Origin of the sequence: Streptomyces sp. NRRL S-31 (genome assembly GCF_000718775.1) — a bacterium.
Taxonomy (GTDB): domain Bacteria; phylum Actinomycetota; class Actinomycetes; order Streptomycetales; family Streptomycetaceae; genus Streptomyces.
The window spans coordinates 53,553-75,643 of record NZ_JOCB01000024.1 but is presented as its reverse complement, the minus strand read 5'-3'; the positions used below and the strand labels follow the sequence as shown (position 1 = coordinate 75,643).

Below are 22,091 nucleotides of genomic sequence, written 5' to 3'. Positions count from 1 at the left end.
GCGCAGGACCGTCCGTCAGCTGTTCAGCGCCTGACGGAGGGCGGCGGTGGTCCTGGCTACGGCGTCCTTGGCGGACGGCGTGTCGCGCAGCGCGTTGAGCATCATGAAGTCGTGCACGGTGTGCGGGTAGTGGTGGTGCTGGACGCTGACACCCGCGGCACGCAGCTTGCCGATGTAGGTCTTGGCTCCGTCGAGCAGGACGTCGGAGTCGGTGACGACGAGCGCGGGGGGCAGGCCGCGCAGTTGTGCGGTGGTGGCCTTGTTGGGCGAGGCCAGCGGGTTGTCGCGGTCGGCGGCGTCGGGGGCGTACTTGTCCCAGAACCACTTCATGTTGGCGCGGGTGAGCCAGCAGTTCTCCTGGAACCGCTTGTAGGAGGTGGTATCGAAGTTCGCGTCGGTGACGGGGTACAGCAGGACCTGCCGGCGGAAGGTCACTCCGCCGCGCTGCTTGGCCATCATGGTGACGGCCGCAGTCATGTCGCCGCCCACGGAGTCGCCGCCGACGGCCAGGCGGTTGCCGTCGATGCCGATCTCCTTGCCGTGCTGGGCCACCCACTTGGAGGCGGCGTACGCCTGCTCGATGGCGACGGGGAAGCGGGCTTCGGGGGAGGGCGTGTAGTTGACGAAGACGACCGCCGCGCGGGCTCCGTTCGCGAGCTGGCGCACCAGCCGGTCGTGGGTCTTCGCGTTGCCCAGCACCCACCCGCCGCCGTGGATGTAGACGAGGCCGGGAAGCGTTCCCTTGACTCCGGCGGGACGGACGATGCGCAGGGACACCTGCCCGGTGGGCCCGCCGGTGATGGTCTTCTCGGTGATGTCGGCGGGGAGTTCGGGCACGGGTCCGGCCTGGAGCTTGTCGAGGACCTTCCGGGCCTGTTGGGGCGTCTGTTCGAACAGAGGTTTGCCGTCCTGGTGGGCGAGTTGGTTGAGGAAGGACTGGGTGATGCGGTCGAGCGAGACCGACGGCATCCCGCAGGGGACGTTGCCGTTGGACGTGTCGCCGTCGGCCGTCCCGCCGCCGGTGACGAGTGACGCCGGAAGTGCGGACGCGGCGCCGGGCGCGGCGCAGAAGCCCGCCAGGACCGCGCCTGCGGCCACGGTCGCCGCCACGGCGGACAGGGTCCTGCGACGAACGTGTCCGTCGGTTGCACGCATCAACTTCTCCTTTTGGGTGAACTTTCCCCCCTCCGCATACCGTTGCGGGCGGCTCCACCCGGCGCCCGGCGGCGGTGCCGTTCGGGTGATCGGAGCCTGCCGTCGGAGTGACAACCGGCACGAACCGGTTTAAGCCTTCACGTCCCGGTTCATGTCGCTGACCCTGCTGCTCATCGGCGGGGTCCCCGCCTGCGCGGTACTGCGCGCGAGCTGCGCGAGCCGCGCCGGGCCGGCTGACGGACTGCCCTGCCGCACCGGTCCCTCACATGGGAAGGGAGAGGAAACGCACCTGACCACGGGGCAGTTCCGCGCCGTCGGCCAGTGGCGTCCACATCGTCTCCAGCGGCATGCGGAGGAGGCCGTCCGGCTGCTCGATCAGCACCTCGTCACGCACCACGCGCCATCCCAGGCGCTCGTAGAACGGCACCACGTGCGGGCGGCAGAAGAGTATCCCGAACTCCAGGCCGAGTCCTCGGGCATGGTCCATGACGGCCGTCACCACGCGCCGCGCCAGGCCCTTCCTCCGCAGGCCCGGCGCCACGACCACACCACCGAGGCCGGCCATCCGGAGGGTGACGCCGCCCACCGAGAGGGACACCGGCACCATCCCGGCGTGCCCCACGAGACGACCCTCGTCCCTGACCCCGAAGTCGACTTCGATGGCGCGCCAGGCAAGTCCCATCGGGGCGACCCCGGCGGGATCGGGATCGCCACCGGTGATCTCGTCACGATCCGCTCGGGTGTACCGCTCGAGTCGCACGACTGAAACCGACATCTGAGTCACCGTCCTCGCCGAGAGCACGCAACAGCACCCTCGCGCCGGCACCGCCGGTGAGTCGGCGGCTGCCGGGTGGTGTCCGGGCGCTTGCGGTGCGGAAACGCATGCCGCGACGACTTTGCGGGACCGCCCTTGCAGCCAACTGGATGAATCACTGCGAGCGCACACGGTCGCCGCCGTGGCCCGGCCGGGCAGGACATCCCGTCCGACAGCCACATGTCAGCGGCTCTCGTCAGCACTTCTTGACGCCTCCGGAAGAGGCCGCAGGACTTCTGCAAGGGCTCTTCCAATTGGTTGCAAGGTAAACCTTGCAGAGTCGCCTGTGGCGAGCGAACCGTCGCTTCCGTAAACGATCTCGTTCGTACTGACGAGGAGCCCCCATGTCACGGATATCGAAGACTCCCGGAGCCAACGACACCACCGCCCACGCGCTCCTCCGCCGGCTACGCGATCACGGGATCGCGACCGTGTTCGGCGTGGTCGGCCGGGAGGCGGCGTCGATTCTCTTCGACGAGGTCGAGGGCATCGACTTCGTGCTGACCCGGCACGAGTTCACCGCGGGAGTCGCCGCGGACGTACTGGCCAGGATCACCGGCCGGCCACAAGCGTGTTGGGCCACCCTCGGCCCCGGCATGACGAACCTGTCGACCGGGGTCGCCACCTCCGTGCTCGACCGGTCCCCCGTCGTGGCCCTGGCCGCGCAGTCGGAGTCGTACGACATCTTCCCCAACGACACGCACCAGTGCCTGGACCTGGTGTCGTTGATGCGGCCCATCACCAAGTACTCCGTCGAGCTCCAGCGTCCGGACGACATCACGGACCTCGTCGACTCCGCGGTCTCCGCGGCCATGACCGAACCCGTGGGACCCAGTTTCATATCCCTCCCCGTTGACCTGCTGGCCGCCGACATCGACACCTCCGTGACCCTCCCGAAGGCCCGGACGCCGGACAAACCCGTCGGGACGGTGCAGGACGGGTGGCAGGCGGCCGCGGAAGAGGCGTCCGGCCTGCTCGCCGCCGCACAGCACCCTGTACTGGTGGTCGGCGCCTCCGCCATCCGCTCCGGGGCGGTGCCCGCCGTCCGCGCGCTGGCCGAGCGACTGCGCATCCCCGTGGTGACCACCTACATCGCCAAGGGCGTCCTGCCCCAGGACCACGAGCTGAACTACGGCGCGGTCACCGGCTACATGGACGGCATCCTGTCGTTCCCCGCGCTGGAGACCCTGTTCGGACCCGCCGACCTCGTCATCACGCTCGGCTACGACTACGCCGAGGACCTGCGGCCCTCGATGTGGACGCGCGGCGGCCCGAAGCGGACGGTCCGCGTGGCACCCGTCCCGAATCCGGTTCCTCGCGTGTACCGGCCCGACGTCGACGTCGTCACGGACGTGCGGGCATTCGTCGAGTACCTGGCGGACAAGGACGACATCGCGGCGAAGACCCCGCACGACATCTCCGCGCTACGGGACCGGATCGCCACGTTCCTGGCCGACCCCCGGGACTACCCGAACGGCATGCGGGTGCATCAGGTGGTCGACTGCATGAACACGGTCATGGCCGAGACGGCCGGCCCGGGCGAGGGCACGATCGTCTCGGACATCGGGTTCTTCCGGCACTACGGCGTGCTCTTCGCCCGGGCGGACCAGCCCTTCGGATTCCTCACCTCGGCCGGCTGCTCCAGCTTCGGCTACGGCATCCCGGCCGCGATCGGCGCACAGTTGGCCCGTCCGGGACAGCCGACGTTCCTGATCGCGGGAGACGGCGGCTTCCACTCCAACAGCGCCGACCTGGAGACCATCGCGCGGCTCAACCTGCCGATCGTCACCGTCGTCGTCAACAATGACACCAACGGGCTCATCGAGCTGTACCAGAACCTGGGCCATCAGCGCTCCTACGACCCCGCGGTCAAGTTCACCGGAGTGGACTTCACCCAGCTCGCGGCCGCCAACGGAGTGGAGGCCGTGAAGGCGGCCAACCGCGAGGAACTGCTCGCGGCCCTGCGCAAAGGCGCGGGACTGGGCCGGCCGTTCCTGATCGAGGTGCCGGTGAACTACGACTTCTCCACCGGCGGCTTCGGAGCCCTGAGCATCTGACATGACTCACTTCATGCCTGCTGCCACAGGGTTCCGAATCGTCGCCGGCCGGGACGCGGACCGTCCGCCCGCGCCGCGCTTCGCCGGGTCGGGTCCGACGACGGAGCTGTCGGAACGGACGGACGGCGTCGCGCTGTGGACCGCCCTGCTGCATCTCGGTGCGCCAGACGGCGCTGTGGCCCGCCGCGGGGGGAAGGTGACGGTACTGGCGGGAGAGATCTACAACGGCGCGGAACTGCGCCCGTTGGTGACGGACGACTCTCCCGCCTCCGACGCGGAGCTGATCCTGGCCCTCTTCGAGGTCTACGACCTGCACGCCTTCCGTCTGGTCAACGGACGGTTCGCGGCCTTCGTCCTGGACGGCGACCGGGCCGTACTGGCGACGGACCACGCCGGTACGGTCCCGCTGTACGCGACCGTGGCACCGGGCCGTGTGTGCGCCGGCACCGAGGCCAAGGCGCTCAGGAACGCCGGACCCGGCCTGCTCCTGCCCGGGAGCCGTCCCGTCGCCGGGCTGGACGGCGTCCACCAGGTGACGGCCGGTTCCGTGCTGGAGGTGAACGTGGTCTCCGGCGCGGTCCGGCCGCACCGTACCTGGACGCCTCCGGTGCACCGCCGGGTGATGTCGGAGAGCCGAGCCGTCGATGCCGTCCGCGAGGCACTGCGACGCGCCGTGCGAGCCCGGCTCGGTGACGGAACGCCCCTGGTGGTGATCTCCGGGGGCATCGACTCCTCCAGCGTCGCCGCTCTGGCCGCCGACGCGTCCCCGACCAAGATCGACACTGTGTCGATGGGCACCACGGAGTCCGACGAGTTCCCCCAGGCCCGCGCGGTGGCCGAGCACCTCGGCTCGACCCACCAGGAGATCACCATCCCGACGGACCGGCTCATCCGGCGCCTTCCGCACGCGGTGGGGGCCGCCGAGTGCGGGGATCCCGACATCATCGAGTACCTGCTGCCCTTGACCGCCCTCTACAGGGAACTGAGCGGCACCGGACGGCGCATCCTCACCGGCTACGGAGCCGACATCCCGCTGGGTGGCATGCACCGCGAGAGCCGCCTGCCGCAGTTGGACTCCGCGGTGGCGCACGACATGGACACCTTCGACGGGCTCAACGAGATGACACCCGTGCTCTCCGGGATCAGCGGGCACTGGACGACCCATCCCTTCTGGGACCGAGACGTCCTGGACGTGCTGGTGCCCCTGGAGGCAGGTCTCAAGCGCCGCCACGGCCAGGACAAGTGGGCCCTGCGCGCGGCCATGTGCGACGTACTGCCACGCGAGACGGTGCTGCGCCCCAAGCTCGGGGTGCACGAGGGCTCCGGTACCACCTCGTACTTCAGCCGGCTCCTGCTCGACCTGGAAGTGCCCGAGCAGCGGGTGCCCGCCGCCAAACGGCAGGTCACGGAGGAGGTGTTCCGCGCGGTCGTCGTCGACGGCCGTGATCCGGACGAGGTGGACATCACCGATGTCGTACGGCGCGTCGCCGCGGCCCGACCAGCCACCTGAAACCCTCGCGCGTCAAGCGCCGCGAACCCATCCGTGCAGACGAGAGAGGTGCGCAGACCGGTGGAACGCATCGACAGCAATGTCACACCCCGGTACGCCCAGATCCCCACCTTCATGCGCTTGCCGCACGACCCCTCGCCCAGCGGTCACGACGTCGTGGTCATCGGTGCTCCCTACGACGGCGGCACCAGCTACCGCCCGGGCGCCCGCTTCGGTCCGAGGGCCATCCGCAACGAGTCCGGCCTGATCCACGGGGTCGGCATCGACCGCGGTCCCGGCACCTTCGACCTGATCACCTGCGTCGACGCCGGGGACGTGAACCTCACCCCGTTCAACATGCACATCGCGATGGAGACCGCCCAGCGGCATCTCCAGAGCCTGCTCGAGGAGAACGCCGCGTTCCTCATGCTCGGCGGCGACCACTCCCTCACCCTCGCCGCCCTCCGGGCCGTGTCCCGGAAGCACGGACCCCTCGCGGTACTCCACCTGGACGCACACTCCGACACCAACCCCGCCTTCTACGGCGGCGAATACCACCACGGCACACCGTTCCGCCACGCCATCGAGGAGAAGCTCATCGACCCCCGGCGGACACTCCAGATCGGCATCCGGGGCCACAACCCCCGGCCGGACTCGCTCGACTACGCCCGTGGGCGAGGCGTGCGCGTGGTCACCTCCGACGAGTTCTGCGAACTCGGCCCGTCCGGCACCTCGCGCCTGGTCCGCGACACCATCGCGGACACCCCGGTCTACGTATCGGTGGACATCGACGTCGTGGACCCGGCGTTCGCCCCGGGCACCGGAACACCGGCGCCGGGCGGCCCCTCCTCACGGGAGGTCCTCGCACTGCTGCGCTGCGTGGGAGACCTCAGGCCCGTCGGCTTCGACGTCATGGAGGTGTCCCCGCCGTACGACCACGGAGGCATCACCTCCATCCTCGCCACCGAGATCGGCGCAGAGCTCCTGTACCAGTACGCCCGTTACCGCACCGAGGAAAGGAAGACGCTGTGACCGTCGTGGACTGCACCGGCTTCGCGAGCCAACTGATCGCGCTCACCGCCCGGTTGCCCGACATCCCCCGCCGCGACCTGCACGGGTTCCTGGAGAGGGCGAGCGAACTGGCCGCCGAACTCCCCACCGGACTCGGCACCCTCCTCGACGAGTTCAACGCGTCCGGGAACCAGGACGGGTTCCTCGGCCTGCGCGGTCTGCCCGTGGACGCCGAGGACGACCTGCCCCCGACGCCGACATCGACGCCCGCACCGCTGGACCGCCCCCTGCTGCGCATGGAGGCGATGCTGGCGATCATCGGCCGTCGGCTCGGCCTCCACACCGGCTACAAGGAGTTGCGCGCCGGCACCGTCTTCCATGACGTCTACCCCTCTCCGAACGCGCATCATCTGTCGTCGGAGACCTCGGAGACGCTGCTGGAGTTCCACACGGAGATGGCCTATCACGTCCTGCAACCCAACTATGTGCTGCTGGCGTGCTCACGTGCCGACCACGAGCGCAGGGCGGCCACTCTGGTGGCCTCGATCCGCAAAGCCCTGCCCCTGGTCTCCGAGAAGTACCGGAACCGGCTGTGGGACCGCCCCCTCCCGTGCCGCGTCGACGTGGCCTTCCGCGGCGGGGTCGCGGACCCCGGCGCCATAGCCGGGGTCAAGCCCCTCTACGGCGATGTCACGGACCCCTTCCTCGGCTACGACCGGGAACTGCTCGCCCCCGCCGACCCGGAGGACGTCGAGGCCGTCGGGGTACTGTCGAAGGCACTCGACGAGGTCACCGAGCCGGTCCGCCTCGTCCCCGGTGACCTGCTGATCCTCGACAACTTCCGTACGACGCACGCGCGGACGCCCTTCACGCCGCGCTGGGACGGAGCCGACCGCTGGCTGCACCGGGTCTACATCCGCACCCCGCGGGAGGGCCAGCTCTCCGGCGGTGAGCGCGCCGGCGACGTCGTGTCCTTCACACCGCGCTCCTGAGCGTCGCGGTGCGAGGGACCCGCGCCCGCTCCGCCGGCCGGGACCGCCGTCTTCGTGCGGACCGGTCGGCGGCGGCGGCCGCGGCACGCACCCGGCCACTCCGGTTGCACACCGAACGCCTTGGCGGAGACGGGATACGATACCGCGGTACACATGCCGCAACAGGCAACGTCCGCCCCGTAGCGACGCCCTGCACGCACTCTCGCCGTACCGGACGCCGCTCCTTGACGGGCGAACGTCGCCTGCCGCGGCACATGGTGTCGGCCCGGCCCTCGGACCTTCTCGGAGAAGATGCAAGATGGCGGAAAGCGAACACCACGAGCCGCAGGGTTTCGTGGTCCACACGGCCCCGATCGGGCTCCTGGACGATGGACGCGACGACCTGACGCTGCTCTGGTCCCGGGTTCCGGCCACGGTCAGCGCGGTCTTCACCCGGTCCCGGTTCGCGGGCCCCAGTGTGGTGCTGAGCCGTGCGGCCGCCGCCGACCACCAGGCCCGGGGCGTGGTGGTGCTGGCCCGCAACGCGAACGTCGCCACGGGACCGGAGGGCGAGAGCAACGCGCTCGAGGTGCGGTCCCTGGCCGCGCAGGCCCTCTCCGTGCCCGAGGACGAGTTGCTGATCGCGTCGACGGGCGTGATCGGCCGCCAGTACCCGATGCCCCGCATCCGCGACCACTTCAAGACGCTCTCCGCGCCCGGAGGGGAAGGCGGCTTCGAGGCGGCGGCGCGTGCCATCATGACCACCGACACCCATGCCAAGATCGTTCACCGCACCGTCGGTGACGCCCGGCTCGTCGGGATCGCCAAGGGCGTCGGCATGATCGAGCCCGACATGGCGACCCTGCTGACCTTCTTCGCCACCGACGCCCGCCTGGACGCGCAGGAGCAGGAGCGGATCTTCCGCCGCGTCATGGACCGCACGTTCAACGCGGTGAGTATCGACACGGACACCTCCACGAGTGACACGGCGGCCCTCTTCGCCAACGGACTGGCCGGCGACGTCGATCCCCGGGACTTCGAAGAGGCCCTCTACGAGGTCTCCCTGGCCCTGGTGAAGCAGATCGCCTGCGACGGCGAGGGAGCGAGCAAGCTCATCGAGGTGCGGGTCACCGGCGCCCGGGACGACGCCCAGGCCAAGCGTGTCGGCAAGGCCGTCGTGAACTCCCCACTGGTCAAGACGGCCGTGCACGGCGGCGACCCCAACTGGGGACGCGTCGCCATGGCCGTCGGGAAGTGCTCCGACGACCTGGACATCGACCAGAACGAGGTCGTCATCCGGTTCGGCGAGGTCGCCGTGTATCCGCCCGACGGCGGCGGGGCCACGGACGACGCTGTCCGTGCGGCCGTCGCCGAGGTCATGAGCGCCGACGAGGTCGTCATCGGAATCGACCTGGGCATCGAGGACGGGAGCTTCACCGTCTACGGCTGCGACCTGAGCGAAGGGTACGTACGGCTGAACGCCGACTACTCGACCTGACCCGCCGCCGACCGCGTACCGGCGCCGGGCACGGCAGGAGGACTGCCGTGCCCGGCGCCGTCCGTCGCACCGCGCGGTGACCAGGCGTCGAGTCAGCCGCCGTCGTAGCACCGCCGGATACTCGACCCGTACCGGGAGATGTCGGCGTGGTACACATGCAGCGATATCGCGGGCACCTCACCGCCGTTGAGCACCATGTGTATGTCACCGGGCGGCAGGCAGACCGAGACGCTGCCCGCGACGTTGGTGCAGACACCGTCGAATGCGGGCTTTCCGTCCACCATCCGGTACCGGTGCTCGGACTCGACGCCCTCGTACACACCGACCACGCACCAGCAGATGTGGTCGTGCAGAGGTGTCCGTTGTCCCGGCAGCCACACCAGTGCGAGGATCGAGAACTCGCCGTCCGGGTCGACGTGCAGGATGTGCTGGGTGTAGTGGTCCGCACGGGACTGTCGCTGGTGTGGCAACAGAAGGTCCGGATCGCCCAGGTGGTCGGCGAGGACGCTCGCGACGGCGCCCGCCTGCCGCGCGTCCCCACGCTCCCGCCGCATCGCCGTTCTCGTGTCCCGGACCAGGGAACGAAGTGAACGCGTATAGCTCTGCCTTGCCTCTTGCGTGTCCATCACATCACCGCTTCCCAATGGTTGCCGAACGACATGGCCCTTGTGCGGTCCCGGTCCCGACGGAGTCAGCGGAGCAGTTCCTCCAGGGCGTCGGCGCCGAGCACGGCACCGTTGACGGCGCGCAGCCGCGCGGCGAACTCGGTGACGTTGCCGCGGATCCCCGGGTCGGCCGCCACCTCCTCGACGGTCTGCCGCAGTGACCGGGCCGTGACCGCGGACGGGTCGAGCCGGCGACCGAGGCCGAGTTCCGCCACGCGTCCGCCGTTGACGACCTGTTCGGGCATCTGCGGGACCGAGACCAGCGGGACTCCGTAGTACAGCGACTCCAGGGTGGAGTTCATGCCGGTGTGGGAGAGGAACACCGTGGCACCGTCCAGCACGGCCGGCTGCGGGAAGTACGCGGCGATGGCGAAGTTGTCAGGCGCGGGCGGGAGGTCCACCCGCTCGCCGACGGCCATCACCACGTGCCATCGGGTGCCGCCGAACGCTTCGATGCACTGGGCGTAGAAGTCGGCCCGGTCGTTGAAGGCGGTGCCCAGGGACACGAACAGCACCGGCGAACCGTCGGCGGGCGGCCGCCAGCCCCGATCGGCGGCCCGCGACCCCAGGGAAGGGCCGAGGAACCGGAACCGGTGGTCGAAGGTGTCACCGGCGATCTGGAACTCCCGCGGCACGAACACCAGGTGCAGCGGGGACGGCGGTTCATACGCCAGTGCCGGGGCGTCCGCCCCGGGCAACCCGTTGGCGGACCGGAACCGCGCCTGCGTCAGCCGCAGTTCGCCCAGCTCCTCCTTCAGTCCGCTGTCGTCGGGCAAGCCACCACGCACCAGCAGGTCGTGCAGGTCGAAGTGCTCGTTGTTCGCCCAGCTCGGCATCAGCGCGATCATGGGCACGCCCAGTCTCGCGGCGAGCAGCGGCCCCAGGACGTCCATGCTGTCGTAGCAGACGGCGTCGGGCGGGTCCTGGCCGAGCCGGGAGACGAGGGCCGGACTCACCAGCTCGGCCTGCTCCTGAGCGGCTCGCAGACGCGCCACCAAGACCTTGACGGAGTACGCGAAGGGGTAGCCCCGCTGCGCGGGACGGGGCAGTGCCCAGGGCCTCTCCATCGGGGTGGCGCCCGCGGCGACGGCCGCGGGCAGCAGCTCGGCAGCGGTGAGGTAGGTGACCCGGTGGCCACGGGCCACCAGCTTCTCCACCAGCGGCACCGTGGGATTCACATGGCCGTGCCCGGGCACCACCACAAAGGCGAAGTGCTTGCTCATCTCTCCTCGCAATCGGGACTTCGGACGGAAAGGGGATCGCTGCGGTGCCTCCGTGCGACGAAGTCCGTGCGGCGTCACAGCAGGCGGGCGGTACCGAATATGGCAAGGCGGGCATGCCGTTCGTTTGACGATGCGCTGGCGTCGCCGGCCGTGGGCGGCGAGCGGGGCGTCAAGCGGTCCGCACACCACCATGGCGACCATGGAAACCTTCCGCCCCGGTGTGCCGCGCACCGGCGAACTGCGAGGGGGACCGCATGCAACGCCGACCCAGGATCGTGCTGGTGCACCAGCGCCACTACCTGCCCTGGCTGTTCGAGGCCGCGACGCGTGCCGGGATGGACGTGATCCTGGTCCCGTGGGGAGGCACACCGCCCGCCGCCCTGCCGGAGGGCGTCGTGTCCTGCCTGCCCCTGGACACCGAACGCGACCCGGACGGTGCCTTCCACGCGTTGACGGAACTGCACCGGCGCGAGGGGTTCGAGGGCATCCTCGCGTGCAGCGAACTGGCCGTCCCCCTGGTGTCCCGGGTCGCGCGCGCACTCGGCCTGCCAGGGCTGTCCGAGTCCACCGCGCGGACAGTGCGGGACAAGCGCCTGATGCGCACCCGGCTGCGCGACGCGGGATCGCGCTCCATGGACTTCGTCGAACTGAGGGCACCGGGGGAGTGGCGTCGAGCGTCCGGGCTGCGTATGCCGGTGGTCGTCAAGCCCGCCGCCGGTTACTCCAGTTTCGGCGTGGTGCGCGTCGACGACCCGGCCGAACTGGAGGCCGTCGTCGGCAGGGTGTGGGAGCTGTGCCGCTCCGAGTTCGGCTACGGCCGGCGGACCGACGGCGTACAGGCGTTGCTCGTCGAGGAGTACGTGGCCGGCCCGGAGATCTCCGTCGAGTCACTGGTGTACGCGGGCGAGGTCCGGGTCTGCGCGATCAGTGCCAAGGGCGAGCTGCCGGGCCCCTACTTCGAGGAAGTCCGCTTCCGCGCCCCCGCGCCGCTGCCGCCCGAGGTGGCAGCCGCGGTGACCCACGAGGTGGTCGCCGCCCATGCCGCGTTCGGCGTCGACACCGGTGTGACCCACACGGAGTTGCGCCTGCGGCAGGGGACGGAGCCCTACGTGCTGGAGATGGGCGCCCGGGTCGGCGGCGGTGGCTTCCTGCATCACCTCGCGCACGCCGGCGCCGGGGTGGACCTCGCCGCCGAGGCGTTGCGGATCGCCGTGGGCATGCGACCGCGGTGCTGGGACACATCACCGGCTCACTCCGGTCACGCCGCCGCCTATCAGGTCCCGCTGAACGGGTCCGGACGTATCAGGGCTGTGCACGGCCTGGACGCGCTCGACGGCGACCCCCGGGTGGACCGGGTACTGCGGCTGATGGGCCCGGGCGACCTTGTGCGGCCGTATCCCGCTCCCCTGACCGCCCACCCGGTGATCGTGCTGTCACACCACCCCACGGACGCCGAGGCCGTCGCCTTCCATGAGGAGTTGGACCGAAGGCTGTGGATCGAGTACGAGTGACCGTCCCGCACCCGGTGCCGAGGGCCGGACCGGGTGCGGGACCGCTCGGACGGAGGTCATGACCTGCCGGCCACGTCTACCATGTGACAGGCAGGGACCAAGGCCCTTGCAACAGCCGGTCGTACTTCCACGTCACGTCCTCGGGCGGCACGGCCAGCCGCAGATCGGGAAGGCGATCGAGCAGGGAGCCGATCGCCACTTCCAACTCCATCCTGGCCAGTTGGGCGCCCGTGCAGTAATGCACCCCGTATCCGAAGGCGATGTGCGGATTCGGACTACGGGTGATGTCGAATTCGTCCGGGTTCTCGAAGACCGCGCGATCACGATTGCCGGACGCTATGCGCACGAACACCGCTTCTCCCGCGCGTACCACGCCGCCCGACAGCTCCACGTCCTCCCGGGCGATGCGCGCGACCCCGGCCGTGGTCCCCATGGGCGTCATGCGGAGCAGTTCGTCCAGCGCGCCGGGCAGGAGACTTCGGTCCTCGCGAAGCCGGGAGAGCGAGTCGGGCCGGGTCAGGAGGGTGTAGACGAAGTTGCCGATCTGGTTGACGGTCGTGTCGCTGCCCGCGATGAGCAGGGTGACCCCAAAGGTGATCAGCTCGTCCTCGGAGAGCCGGTCCTGGTCGTCCCGGGCCGCGACCAACGCGCCGAGGATGTCGTCCGACGGCTGACGGCGTCGTTGCGCGACGAGTTCCGCGAGGTACTGGTCGAGCTCCAGGCGTGCGCGCTGAACCTCGTCCGGCGGAAGGGCACCGATCGTCCTGATCGCGTCGACCCAGTAATTGAACCGGTCCCGGTCGTCGACCGACACGCCCAGCAGCGCGGAGAAGACGGTGACGGGCAGGGGCATGGAGAACGCCTGCACGAGGTCGACCGGGGGTCCCAGCTCGATCATCCCGTCGATCAACCGGGTGGCGATCTCCTGTGTGCGGCCGCGCAACCGCTCGACGCGTTCCGCGGTGAACGCCTTGCTCACAAGGCTCCGCAGCCGGGTGTGTTCCGGGGGATCGGCCGTGACGATCGAACGCGCCGTGGGAATGGCTTGCAGGACGCGGGGGTGATCCTTGCCGAGGGTGGCCCCCCGGCTGAACCGGTGATCGGCGAGCACCCGCTTGATGTCCTCGTACCGGGTGACCAACCATGCCTCACCGCCGTAGGGCATGCGCACCCTGGCCAGCGGAGCGTTCTCGCGGAGTTCGGCGTAGAGCGGGTGCAGATCCAGGGAACCCGGGTGTTCGAAGGGGTACTCCAGAACGGTCTGGTCTGTGTCCATGCCAGAGATGATCGGCCGGGGTCCTTGGCGGACACTGGACAGACGACTTGTCGTCTCCGCGGGGAGCGTGGCCGGGAGGTGGAGGGCGGCCCGTGCGTGCTCTGGCACCCGGCCCGGCCACAAGTCGGGGCAGCCCTCCGCGAACTTCTTCAAGGCCCGGGACCTACTCGATGGTTCCGTCGGGCCGGAGTCGACGGAGGACCGACCGAACGCCTTCCGCGGCCTCGTCGGCCTCGGCTTCGGTCAGCACGAGAGGGGGAGTCAGCACGAAGGAGTTGGGGTTTCCACGCACCAGCACCCCACTCTCCTCCCGGATCCGGTCGGCAACCGGCCCGGTACCGCCGGCCAGCGGCTTACGGGTCTCCTTGTCCGACACCAGCTCGACGGCGATCATCAGCCCCAGTTGCCGGACCTCGCCGACGGCGGGCAGATCGAGCAGTGCCCGAAGCTGGTCACCCAGGTAGTCGCCGACGACCTCGGCGTTGCGCAGCAGCCCCTCCCGTTCGATGATGTCGAGGTTGGCCAACGCGACGGCGCAGGCAGTGGGGTGGCCGTTGTAAGTGAACCCGATCGGGAAGCCCGAATCCCTGCCGATCATCTCCGCGACCCGGTCGTTGACCAGAACGGCCCCGTGCGGAACGTATCCCGATGTCAGCCCCTTGGCGGTGACGAGGATGTCCGGGGTGACGCCCACGTGCTCGGCGCCGAACCACTTGCCCAGCCTCCCGTAGCCGGTGACGATCTCGTCCGAGATCAAGAGGATGCCGTAGCTCTTCAGCAGTTCGGCGACGCGGGGCCAGTAGTCCGCCGGCGGGATCAGTACGCCCCCCGGCCCCATGATCGGCTCGCCTATCATGGCCGCGATGCGCTCGGGGCCGATCTCCTCGATGGTCTCCCGAAGCTCACGCAGACAGAACTCGGTCGGGTCTTCCCCGTGGAAGAATTCCCGCTTGTAGGGGTACGGCGCCGTCAGGAACTTGACGTTCGGGAGCATCGGGCCGAACCCGTCGTGATATTCGGCGGAGCCCGTGACACTGCCGCTGCCGTAGGTGATTCCGTGATAGCCGAGATTACGGCCGAGGAACCAGGTGCGGTCCGGTTCCCCGTTCCGGTAGTGGAAGAACCGGGCCATCCGCAGGGCGATGTCGTTGCCTTCCGCTCCACCGCTGGTGAAGTAGACATGGTCCAGTCCGGGGGGTGAGATTTCACCGAGCCTGCTCGCCAACTCGATCGCCCGGTCGTTGGAGAAGTTCCAACGGCTGTGGAAGAACTCCAGCCGTGTGATCTGTGCCGCGGCGGCTTCGGCGATCTCCCGGCGGCCGTGACCGATCTGGGACAGCCCGAGGCCGCCGATCCCGTCCAGGTACTCCCGGCCGTCGACGTCCCGTACCCGGCAGCCGGACCCCGACTCGATGATGAAGCGCTCGGTACTGTCGGTGGGGGTGTAGGGGTGGACGATCCGCCGTACATCCTCGGCGGCGAGGCGAGCCGACCTCGTCGCGCCGGCGGAGGTGGGTACGTCAGTGGTGGTCACGCGGTGTCCTCTCGGTTCTGCGGATTGCCTTCGCTGATCCAAGATTTCCGGTCCGCCCTTGTCATCCGTTGGATGCCTTCCTTGGATCCCCATCCGTTGCCCGCAGCCCGGCTGGGCCCGCCCGCGACGGTGACGGCGACGGCAGGGGAGAGGGCCGCCATGTCATGAGACAACGTTGTCTCAGCGAGGGTCCGCCCCGGCCTGCCCAGTGCCGTCACCCATCGTCACCGGCCACCTCAGCGGGCCGTGCAACCGCCGCACGATGTGATCGATACGATCGTGGACAGCCACGGTCGCCGGTGCGCCCGCTCCGTGCACCACGGCGGAGAGCTCGCCTTGCCTGGTGAGCAACTCCAGCTGGAAGGCCAGGTAGTTGGGATCGTGGCTGTGGTCCTCGATCAGGGAGGATGCCAGCGCGAGGCACCTCAGGGCATCGCCGTAGGCGAAACCCTGCGCCAGACGATCCGCTTCGGCGATCAACGGAACCAGCACGTTCTCCGCGGGAAGCCGGTGCAAGGCCGCGCCGGCATGGGCGGTCACGGGCGCAGCGAACGAGTCCGGGTCGGTCGATTGGCTCACCAGGGACCGCACCGCACGCCGATGGATCTCCGCGACCGACTCCTCGGACAGTTCCTGCCTTACGACGTCCCGGACCAACGAGTGCTTGAACCTGATGCTCTCCTGTTTCCCGGTCTCCACCCGGAGCAGGTCCCCACGTCGGGCAGCGCGCAGCGCCTCTGATGTGAGACCTGCCTGACCGACCATTCTTGCCAACACGGCCGGGTCGCTCCCCTCTTCCAGGACCGAGCACATGTCGAGCACCGAGCGCACCTCCTGCGGGACAGCGCCGAGGCGTTCGAGGATGACCTCGCGGATACTGTCCGGGATCATCTCGGGCACGTCGTCCGGGGTCGTTCCGTGTGAGAAGTTCCTGGCCAGCTCAAGGATGAAGTACGGGTTGCCCTCCGCACGTTCGTACAGAGCCTTCGAGACCTCGTCGTCCGGCGCCCGGCTCTCGCGTAACACGGTCGCGGCCAGATCGGCGGTTTCTGCCTGGTCCAGCCCCTCGAGCCGGATGAGTTCGCTTCCCGGCTGCTGAAGAAGTGCCGCGACGGTGGCCCGCAGCACAGGGTCATGGCTGACCAGGAAGCTACGGAAGGACACCACCAGATGCAAACGCATCCTCGTCAGCTGCCCGCCCAGGAACCGGAGAACGTCCCAGGACGAGGTATCGGCCCAGTGGAAATTCTCCAGCACAAGGACGACCGGACGGTGGCTCAGGATCTCCAACGCCTCAGTGATGGCGTCATGGAGTGCGAAGGCGAACGGAGTATCCCTGTCAGGAGGAGATGTCCCGGCAGAGTCCGGGCAGAACTCCCTGACGAGTCGAGCGAGGGTGCGTCTCGTCTCAGGCGCCAAGGATCGCGTCAAGGCGGGACGTACTCTGAGTGCCTGGCGGAGGATTCGGGCCCAGGGCCAGTATGGGGGCATCCCCGGTGCATCGGGGCACTGTACGGTGATCACGTCGCCCACGGTTCCCACCATCGACGTGAATCGTTGCAGAAGGGCCGTCTTGCCGATGCCTGCTTCTCCGACCACCACCGTGGTGCGACCGCTTCCTGACCGGGTGGCCGACGCTGTCGCGAGCAGTCTCCGGAGTTCCCTCCGCCTACCGAGAAACTTCCTCTCGATCGGCATCGTCTCCGGTTCCCACTCCTCGGCGGCGCATGTGACGATCTCGGGCTCCGCCTTCGACCGCGCGTGTTCCTCCTCCGGCAGGTGCAACGACGGATCATGCCGCAGAATACTGCAGTGCATGCGTTGCAACTGGGGGCTGGCATCGACACCGAGTTCCTCTGCCAGCAAGTGCCGGGTGCGCTCGAAGGTACGGAGCGCGTCAGCCTGGCGGGCAGTCCGGTACTGAGCGCGCATGAGGAGGCTCACCAGGCGTTCCTCCAACGGGTTCCGGTCGACCTCGCTTTCCAGTTCGGGCAACACGTCGGCGTCGCGCCCCAAGGCGAACGCGGCTTCCGCCCGCTGTTCGATGGCGGTAAGACGGATTTTCTGTAAGCGGAGTACCTCCTGACTCGCGAACGAGTATTCGGCGAACTCCTCGAAGGGGGGAGCGGTCCAGAATTCGAGTGCGGATCCCAGGACGCTGAAAGCCTGCGCCTGATTCGCGCCGCGGGCAGCTTCCAGCCCCTCGTGCACCAGGTGCTCGAACCGAGCCGTGTCGATCTCGTCCGGCGGGGCCACGAGCAAGTAGCCGGGAGACCTGTACTGAATCTCAAGCCGCGCACCGTCTGGTAAGGGCCATGACGATATCGGCTTGCGAAGCCTCGACACATAGGAGTGCAGAGACGCCAACGCCTGCTCGGGCGGTTCGCTGCCCCACAAGCCGTCCATGATGGTCTGCACCGGCACCACGCGGCCGATCGCGGTCAGCAGTACCGCCAACACGGCACGCTGCCTCGGGGGGCCCAGATCCACGTGACGTCCGTTGAGCAGAACGGAGAGGGGTCCGAAGACCCGAATGGCAGCCGCCGACGCCATCAGTCAAGCCCTGCGTCGACCGGACACGGCAGTCGGCACGCCGAGCCGCTCAGCGGCCGTATTGCAGCCCACAGGGCCGACGTGGTGACGTAGATGAGTCTGCTCATTCCAACTCGTCCCTTACGCATTCGCCTCATTTGCCGAACAATTCAGGCGAAGAATCCCCACATGTCCGAGGGGGTGGCGGGCGGTGCGGCTTCATCGCATGAATTAACGTTACTTCACTACAAATGGAGAGTTCGCCCAAGTCGGCCAAGGTTACCGACGGCACTCGGCTTGCGTAGCCGTCACGATTCGAGATTTGCAGTTCCACCCGTTGGGAGCGCCAGACAAAGAGCCCTTTTCGCGGCGAGGTTACCGGTCGGCCCTGGGAATCGGAAAATGAAACATGCGGAAGTCTTGCTTCCTTATTTTTTCCAGCTCCCCTCGGCGACATGCACACAACAGTAGTGATCTAGATCACACCATGAAGACGCTTATGCATCTGCATAGACCGGCGATAGCCGCAGGTGGTGCTTGCCCGCAGTGGCAGAGCCGAACGGACGCGTTGTGTGAATAGCACCTTCAAAGCCTGGACAAGGGCTTTTGGAAATATGGGTGAGATTGGCACGGGGCTGCCCGTGAGTCCCGCGAGACCTCGTCCGGGCCTGTCCTGGACGACACCGGGCCCAGGGGGGCCGGTTCAGGTGGTCACCGCCGTCAGTGTCGCGTAGACGACGACGTCGGCCAGATAGCCGGTGCGTTCGCCGTAGCCGCCGCCGCAGGTGATCAGCCGGAGTTCGGGCCGGCCGGAACTGCCGTAGACCTTCTCGCTGGGGAACCGCTGCCTGTCGTAGAGCTCGACGGCGCGGACGGTGAACACCGCTGTCCGTCGGTCCGCGCGGTCGATCTCGATGGTGGCGCCCTTGGGCAGGGAACCGAGGTCGTAGAAGACGCCGGGGCTGCCTGCGGGTGTGTCCACGTGCCCGGTGGCGATGGCGGTTCCCGCCGAGCCGGGAGGCGTGCCGTCGCCGTACCAGCCGGCGAGGTCGGGTTCGTCGTCCGGCGGCGTCCGTAGCGCACCTGCCGCATCGAGGCCCACCGGTGTCATCGGGGCGTTCACGCCGATGGCGGCGATCCGGATGCGGACCGGGTCCGCGGGGGGCAGCGGATGCACCGTGGGGCGTGCGGCACCCGCGGAGGCGGCGAGGGCCTGGGCCGCCGACGGCCGTGGTGGCTGCCCGCCGTGCCCACCGCCGACCAGCGGAACCATACCTGCCGTCATCACGCAGGCCGTGAGGATCGCGTGGACGAGCGGCTCTCGGAGGACGCTCATGTCGTGTCCGGGTGCCATCGCGATCAAGCCCCTGCCCCATGGCGGTACGGCGGTGCGTGGAAGCGGGTGGGTGGCACGGCTCCGCGGGGGGCGGGCGGCCCCGGCCACCCGGTCGATGCCGTTCTCGGGCCGGGAACGGGCCGACGGGAGGGAACCGGCCGGCAAAGCCGGGGTCAGGTCCGGTCGTCGTTCGGGCGGCGGCGCAGCCAGACCACGGCCCCGGCGGCAGCCGCCAGGAGCAGCCCGCCGCTCAGCGCGCGCCCCGTCCCGGTGTCCTCGGGCGGTCCGAAGCCGGCGTCGACCGAGCCGCGCGGAGGGCGGCCGACGACCCGGTAGGTTTCCGTGACCTTGGTCAGCGGCGGACATTTCAGGGTGATGGTGTCGTTGCCCGGACTCACTCCCTCCGGGATCTGGAACTCGCCGGCGAGCACCCCCTCCTCGTCGCCTTGGAAGAGGTGGAATTCCCCTCCCATCTCCGACCATCCCTTGCCGTAGTCCGCGTCGGGGTCGCAGGCGCTCGTACTGACCCTGACCGTGGAACCCGGGTAGGCGTTCCCCGAGTCGATACTGACATCGGAGCCGTCACGGGCGGCGGCGGGAACCGGCAGTCCGAGCGAGCCGATGGCCAGGGCGGCAACCGCACCCACGTATGTGAAACGCATGCGACTCCTTCGACGGGGCAGTGCCCGGCCCTTCCGCGCGGGACCTCTCCTGTGTTCCGCTCACGAGGCAACCGAGAGCCCGTGCGTTCCGCAACCCGACGGGTCGCCGGACATGTCACCCGGTCAGGTGCCGGAACACTCCCCGGCTGAGCGCTTGCGCAGGTCACCGACGCGGAGGCCGCCCCCGCCGATCACCCGCCAACCCGTCCCCATAACGGTGAGGGCCGCCGACCGGACGCGGATGTGCTTGCCGCCGTTCGTCCCGTCGTTCCACAAGACCCACTCGTTGGTCGTGTCGACCTCTCAGGGGTCGCGGGGGCCGGTCTTCAGGGGCGGGGCAACGGACGCCCCCTCCGACTTGACGAACTCGGCCCTGTCTCGGAGCGACCGCGCGGCCCCCGAGGGGTGAGGCAGTCCTCCCGCTCGCCGCCGCGGTGGCCCTCCGGTACCTGGTCGTGACGGTGCGGAAACACCGCTGTGACGTGCGCGGTCGGGCTGACCGGTCGAGGACAGTCCGCTTTCGGTCATTGCCCCGGCCATCCAGCGTACCTAGGGTCATGGTCGGCACCGGATATTCGGTACATGCCAAGAAGTCTCCTGTCAGCGGGCACTTGCGTCGGACGGACTCGGAGGACAAGCGGCGTGGTCAGCGTTCTGATAGATCAGAATGATCGGTTCCTGGATATTCTGGAGCGGCTGAGCTCGAAGTCGGTCGAGGATTACTACAATCCGTACAAGCTGTTCGAGTGGCCGGAAGAACTTCCCCGGAACATGTGGTGGATGAGTCCCGAACTCACCACCACCTACGGAACGGCCGCGGCCGAAAGGATGACGGAGGAACAGCTCTACGCGCTGTCCCGCTACGAGAGCATCAACTTCTACAGCCTCAACGTCCACGGCATCCGAGAGCTTCTCATCGAGGTGACGAGGAGGATCCACACCTCGGGGTTCGAGACCCCGTCCCAGTTCTTCCACCACTTCATCGGTGAGGAGAACGAGCACATGTGGTTCTTCGCGGAGTTCTGCCTGCGCTACGGGAAGAAGATCTACCGCCAGCCCGCGGGCGCGAGCGCGGAGATACCCCGCTCCGACGTGGAGAGCCTGCTGGTGTTCACCCGCATCCTCATCTTCGAGGAGCTGGTCGACCACTTCAACTCCAAGATGGCCCTGGACACCCGCCTGCACAAGACGATCCGGGCCATCAACCGGATCCACCACCAGGACGAGTCCCGGCACATCGCCTTCGGCAGGGAGCTGGTCTCCGCCCTCTTCGCCGAGGTCCGGAAGAACTCGACCGAGCGGGAACTGGCGGATGTGGCGGCCTACATCAGGCGCTACATGAAGTACAGCTTCGAGTCGCTCTTCAACCCGCAGGTGTACCGGGACGCGGGTGTGGAGAAGCCGCAGGAGCTCCGCCGGGAACTGCTCCAGGCGCCGACCCGCGCCCGGTTCGAGCAGAGCGTCTTCCGCAAGACCGGCAAGTTCCTGGAGAAGACGGGGATCATCTGATGCCGCCCACCACGCAGCAGGCCGTAGGCACCGGCGACGCGCTGGTCATCCTCCCGCCGGACCAGACCGACCTCCTGAAGGAGCTGGACGCCGTCTTCTCCGGCTGGGGACGCGCGCAGGGCGCCCGCGAGATCCTCCCGCCGCCGGTCTACCCGGTCGGCGACCTGGAGAAGTTCGACGTCTACACCAACTTCCCCCACCTGGCCCTGGTGGGAGCCACCCTCGACCTCGAGACGGGCTCCGGCAAGCCGTCGGACGGCGGGTTCGCCCCCGGCAGCCTGCGCGGGGCGCGACTCGGGCTCCCGCACGCCACCTGCTACGGGGCCTACCTCTTCCACGAGAACTCCCGCGTCCCCGACGAGACCCTGCTCACCCTGGTCAACCGGTGCTTCCGCAACGAGGAGCGGTACGGCGGACTGCGCCGGCTGCTGAGCTTCCAGATGCGGGAGATCGTCGCACTCGGCACCTACGAGCACACCCAGGAGACCATCGCCCGGTTCACCGAGCGCATCCTGGAGTTCTCCCGGGCCCTCTCCCTCGGGCTGGACAAGGTGGCCGCGACGGACCCGTTCTTCCAGAACGACGGGGGACGCGCCCTGCTGGCGAAGCTCAGCCCCGTCAAGTACGAGTTCCAGGCGGGCGACCTGGCCATCGCCTCGGTCAACACGCACCGCAACTTCTTCGGGGAACGGTGCAACATCCGCCGCGAGGACAGCGACGAGCACGTCTACACCAGCTGTGTCGCCTTCGGTCTGGAGCGCTGGCTGGCGATCCTGCTGGACCAGTACGACGGCGACGCGCGGAAGGCTCTGGCGGCCGTCCGGGCGGCGGCCGGCCGGGCCTCCTGA

At 68.9% G+C, this 22,091-nt stretch carries 17 protein-coding genes; 8 read left to right on the top strand and 9 right to left on the bottom strand.

What is annotated here, in order from left to right:
* Positions 1 to 15: 15 nt before the first annotated feature.
* Complete coding sequence (locus tag IF37_RS0112430) at positions 16 to 1,155, bottom strand: alpha/beta hydrolase (RefSeq protein ID WP_079165702.1); 1,140 nt, start codon at positions 1,153 to 1,155, stop codon at positions 16 to 18.
* Between the two features lie 262 nt (positions 1,156 to 1,417).
* Positions 1,418 to 1,930: a GNAT family N-acetyltransferase gene (locus IF37_RS0112425; RefSeq protein ID WP_030740654.1), complete on the bottom strand. Its 513-nt coding sequence runs from the start codon at positions 1,928 to 1,930 to the stop codon at positions 1,418 to 1,420.
* Positions 1,931 to 2,313: 383 nt separating this feature from the next.
* Between IF37_RS0112425 and IF37_RS0112420 the strand changes: the two genes are divergently transcribed.
* The 5 genes from IF37_RS0112420 (at position 2,314) to argJ (ending at position 8,995) form a co-directional block, all read left to right on the top strand.
* Entirely contained in the window at positions 2,314 to 4,026 is a 1,713-nt protein-coding gene (locus IF37_RS0112420) for a thiamine pyrophosphate-binding protein (protein WP_030740651.1), read from the top strand.
* A gap of 13 nt (positions 4,027 to 4,039) precedes the next feature.
* Positions 4,040 to 5,536, top strand: a complete 1,497-nt coding sequence (locus tag IF37_RS0112415) for an asparagine synthase-related protein (protein ID WP_367647060.1) — start codon at positions 4,040 to 4,042, stop codon at positions 5,534 to 5,536.
* Between the two features lie 60 nt (positions 5,537 to 5,596).
* The gene (gene speB / locus IF37_RS0112410; RefSeq protein WP_030740645.1) at positions 5,597 to 6,547 is read left to right on the top strand and encodes an agmatinase; all 951 of its coding nucleotides are present in this window, start codon (positions 5,597 to 5,599) and stop codon (positions 6,545 to 6,547) included.
* Complete coding sequence (gene cs1 / locus IF37_RS0112405) at positions 6,544 to 7,518, top strand: clavaminate synthase Cs1 (protein ID WP_030740642.1); 975 nt, start codon at positions 6,544 to 6,546, stop codon at positions 7,516 to 7,518. Before speB ends, cs1 begins: the two co-directional genes overlap by 4 nt.
* 298 nt (positions 7,519 to 7,816) lie before the next feature.
* Positions 7,817 to 8,995 carry a bifunctional glutamate N-acetyltransferase/amino-acid acetyltransferase ArgJ gene (gene argJ / locus IF37_RS0112400; protein WP_030740639.1) on the top strand — a complete coding sequence of 393 codons (1,179 nt, stop codon included), beginning with the start codon at positions 7,817 to 7,819 and terminating at the stop codon, positions 8,993 to 8,995.
* Between the two features lie 92 nt (positions 8,996 to 9,087).
* Here the strand turns inward: argJ and IF37_RS0112395 are convergent, their stop codons facing one another.
* Complete coding sequence (locus IF37_RS0112395) at positions 9,088 to 9,549, bottom strand: cysteine dioxygenase family protein (RefSeq protein ID WP_253915744.1); 462 nt, start codon at positions 9,547 to 9,549, stop codon at positions 9,088 to 9,090.
* 137 nt (positions 9,550 to 9,686) lie between these two features.
* The gene (locus tag IF37_RS0112390; RefSeq protein ID WP_030740633.1) at positions 9,687 to 10,883 is read right to left on the bottom strand and encodes a macrolide family glycosyltransferase; all 1,197 of its coding nucleotides are present in this window, start codon (positions 10,881 to 10,883) and stop codon (positions 9,687 to 9,689) included.
* 254 nt (positions 10,884 to 11,137) lie between these two features.
* Here IF37_RS0112390 and IF37_RS0112385 point away from each other — a divergent pair, with 254 nt between their 5' ends.
* Positions 11,138 to 12,394: an ATP-grasp domain-containing protein gene (locus IF37_RS0112385; protein ID WP_030740631.1), complete on the top strand. Its 1,257-nt coding sequence runs from the start codon at positions 11,138 to 11,140 to the stop codon at positions 12,392 to 12,394.
* A 76-nt stretch (positions 12,395 to 12,470) separates the two neighbouring features.
* On the opposite strand, the gene IF37_RS0112380 is transcribed toward IF37_RS0112385, so the two are convergent.
* The 5 genes from IF37_RS0112380 to IF37_RS0112360 all read right to left on the bottom strand — a co-directional run bounded on the left by IF37_RS0112380 (position 12,471) and on the right by IF37_RS0112360 (position 19,734).
* The gene (locus IF37_RS0112380) at positions 12,471 to 13,670 is read right to left on the bottom strand and encodes a cytochrome P450 (protein WP_030740628.1); all 1,200 of its coding nucleotides are present in this window, start codon (positions 13,668 to 13,670) and stop codon (positions 12,471 to 12,473) included.
* A gap of 163 nt (positions 13,671 to 13,833) precedes the next feature.
* Positions 13,834 to 15,204 (bottom strand): aspartate aminotransferase family protein, encoded by a 1,371-nt coding sequence (locus tag IF37_RS0112375; RefSeq protein ID WP_030740626.1) that lies wholly within the window; start codon positions 15,202 to 15,204, stop codon positions 13,834 to 13,836.
* Between the two features lie 180 nt (positions 15,205 to 15,384).
* Complete coding sequence (locus IF37_RS0112370) at positions 15,385 to 17,757, bottom strand: BTAD domain-containing putative transcriptional regulator (RefSeq protein ID WP_079165701.1); 2,373 nt, start codon at positions 17,755 to 17,757, stop codon at positions 15,385 to 15,387.
* Positions 17,758 to 18,439: 682 nt separating this feature from the next.
* The gene (locus tag IF37_RS0112365; RefSeq protein WP_173456780.1) at positions 18,440 to 19,009 is read right to left on the bottom strand and encodes a class F sortase; all 570 of its coding nucleotides are present in this window, start codon (positions 19,007 to 19,009) and stop codon (positions 18,440 to 18,442) included.
* A 236-nt stretch (positions 19,010 to 19,245) separates the two neighbouring features.
* On the bottom strand, positions 19,246 to 19,734 hold the full coding sequence (locus tag IF37_RS0112360) for a hypothetical protein (RefSeq protein ID WP_030740618.1): 489 nt from the start codon (positions 19,732 to 19,734) through the stop codon (positions 19,246 to 19,248).
* A gap of 642 nt (positions 19,735 to 20,376) precedes the next feature.
* Between IF37_RS0112360 and IF37_RS0112350 the strand changes: the two genes are divergently transcribed.
* Complete coding sequence (locus IF37_RS0112350) at positions 20,377 to 21,243, top strand: diiron oxygenase (RefSeq protein WP_030740615.1); 867 nt, start codon at positions 20,377 to 20,379, stop codon at positions 21,241 to 21,243.
* Positions 21,243 to 22,091: an aminoacyl--tRNA ligase-related protein gene (locus IF37_RS0112345; RefSeq protein ID WP_052845135.1), complete on the top strand. Its 849-nt coding sequence runs from the start codon at positions 21,243 to 21,245 to the stop codon at positions 22,089 to 22,091. Before IF37_RS0112350 ends, IF37_RS0112345 begins: the two co-directional genes overlap by 1 nt.

Coding starts and splice junctions, on each gene's coding strand:
- IF37_RS0112395 (WP_253915744.1), bottom strand. CDS start 9,549: ATGCGGCGGGAGCGTGGGGACGCGCGGCAGGCGGGCGCCGTCGCGAGC.
- IF37_RS0112425 (WP_030740654.1), bottom strand. CDS start 1,930: ATGTCGGTTTCAGTCGTGCGACTCGAGCGGTACACCCGAGCGGATCGT.
- IF37_RS0112420 (WP_030740651.1), top strand. CDS start 2,314: ATGTCACGGATATCGAAGACTCCCGGAGCCAACGACACCACCGCCCAC.
- argJ (WP_030740639.1), top strand. CDS start 7,817: ATGGCGGAAAGCGAACACCACGAGCCGCAGGGTTTCGTGGTCCACACG.
- IF37_RS0112360 (WP_030740618.1), bottom strand. CDS start 19,734: ATGCGTTTCACATACGTGGGTGCGGTTGCCGCCCTGGCCATCGGCTCG.
- IF37_RS0112380 (WP_030740628.1), bottom strand. CDS start 13,670: ATGGACACAGACCAGACCGTTCTGGAGTACCCCTTCGAACACCCGGGT.
- IF37_RS0112370 (WP_079165701.1), bottom strand. CDS start 17,757: ATGGCGTCGGCGGCTGCCATTCGGGTCTTCGGACCCCTCTCCGTTCTG.
- IF37_RS0112430 (WP_079165702.1), bottom strand. CDS start 1,155: ATGCGTGCAACCGACGGACACGTTCGTCGCAGGACCCTGTCCGCCGTG.
- IF37_RS0112390 (WP_030740633.1), bottom strand. CDS start 10,883: ATGAGCAAGCACTTCGCCTTTGTGGTGGTGCCCGGGCACGGCCATGTG.
- IF37_RS0112385 (WP_030740631.1), top strand. CDS start 11,138: ATGCAACGCCGACCCAGGATCGTGCTGGTGCACCAGCGCCACTACCTG.
- IF37_RS0112365 (WP_173456780.1), bottom strand. CDS start 19,009: ATGGTTCCGCTGGTCGGCGGTGGGCACGGCGGGCAGCCACCACGGCCG.
- IF37_RS0112415 (WP_367647060.1), top strand. CDS start 4,040: ATGCCTGCTGCCACAGGGTTCCGAATCGTCGCCGGCCGGGACGCGGAC.
- IF37_RS0112345 (WP_052845135.1), top strand. CDS start 21,243: ATGCCGCCCACCACGCAGCAGGCCGTAGGCACCGGCGACGCGCTGGTC.